We start from the raw sequence: 1,741 nt of genomic DNA on the forward strand, positions 1-1,741 counted from the left end.
TCACCTACGCGCCAGCGTGCCTTCTCCCGAAGTTACGGCACCATTTTGCCTAGTTCCTTCACCCGAGTTCTCTCAAGCGCCTTGGTATTCTCTACCTGACCACCTGTGTCGGTTTGGGGTACGATTTCGTGTTACCTGGAGCTTAGAGGCTTTTCCTGGAAGCAGGGCATCAGTTACTTCACCGCCGTGGCGGCTCGTCGTCACGCCTCAGTGTTAAAGAAGACCGGATTTGCCTGGTCTTCACACCTGCACGCTTAAACCGGGACAACCGTCGCCCGGATAACCTAGCCTTCTCCGTCCCCCCTTCGCAGTAACACCAAGTACAGGAATATTAACCTGTTTCCCATCGACTACGCTTTTCAGCCTCGCCTTAGGGGTCGACTCACCCTGCCCCGATTAACGTTGGACAGGAACCCTTGGTCTTCCGGCGAGCGGGCTTTTCACCCGCTTTATCGTTACTTATGTCAGCATTCGCACTTCTGATACCTCCAGCATGCCTCACAGCACACCTTCAGCGGCTTACAGAACGCTCCCCTACCCAACAACACATAGTGTCGCTGCCGCAGCTTCGGTGCATGGTTTAGCCCCGTTACATCTTCCGCGCAGGCCGACTCGACCAGTGAGCTATTACGCTTTCTTTAAATGATGGCTGCTTCTAAGCCAACATCCTGGCTGTCTGTGCCTTCCCACATCGTTTCCCACTTAACCATGACTTTGGGACCTTAGCTGGCGGTCTGGGTTGTTTCCCTCTTCACGACGGACGTTAGCACCCGCCGTGTGTCTCCCGTGATAACATTCTCCGGTATTCGCAGTTTGCATCGGGTTGGTAAGCCGGGATGGCCCCCTAGCCGAAACAGTGCTCTACCCCCGGAGATGAGTTCACGAGGCGCTACCTAAATAGCTTTCGGGGAGAACCAGCTATCTCCCGGTTTGATTGGCCTTTCACCCCCAGCCACAAGTCATCCGCTAATTTTTCAACATTAGTCGGTTCGGTCCTCCAGTTAGTGTTACCCAACCTTCAACCTGCCCATGGCTAGATCACCGGGTTTCGGGTCTATACCCTGCAACTTAACGCCCAATTAAGACTCGGTTTCCCTTCGGCTCCCCTATGCGGTTAACCTTGCTACAGAATATAAGTCGCTGACCCATTATACAAAAGGTACGCAGTCACCTAACAAGTAGGCTCCCACTGCTTGTACGTACACGGTTTCAGGTTCTGTTTCACTCCCCTCGCCGGGGTTCTTTTCGCCTTTCCCTCACGGTACTGGTTCACTATCGGTCAGTCAGGAGTATTTAGCCTTGGAGGATGGTCCCCCCATGTTCAGACAGGATACCACGTGTCCCGCCCTACTCGTCGGACTCACAACCTGTGCATCTTCGTGTACGGGGCTGTCACCCGGTATCGCGCGACTTTCCAGACGCTTCCACTGATGCACAAGCTGATTCAGGTCCTGGGCTGCTCCCCGTTCGCTCGCCGCTACTGGGGGAATCTCGGTTGATTTCTTTTCCTCGGGGTACTTAGATGTTTCAGTTCCCCCGGTTCGCCTCGTTAACCTATGTATTCAGTTAACGATAGTGTGTCGAAACACACTGGGTTTCCCCATTCGGACATCGACGGCTGTAGCGGTTCATATCACCTTACCGTCGCTTTTCGCAGATTAGCACGTCCTTCATCGCCTCTGACTGCCAGGGCATCCACCGTGTACGCTTAGTCGCTTAACCTCACAACCCACAGGCGTTT

At 54.0% G+C, this 1,741-nt stretch carries 1 rRNA gene; it reads right to left on the reverse strand.

Annotated elements, in window-relative coordinates:
- Nucleotides 1-1,722 (reverse strand): 23S ribosomal RNA (locus C1Y42_RS23210); the annotation flags it as partial.
- Nucleotides 1,723-1,741 lie beyond the last annotated feature (19 nt).

It is taken from the genome of Pantoea sp. ICBG 985 (assembly GCF_002928365.1).
Lineage (GTDB): Bacteria > Pseudomonadota > Gammaproteobacteria > Enterobacterales > Enterobacteriaceae > Pantoea > Pantoea dispersa.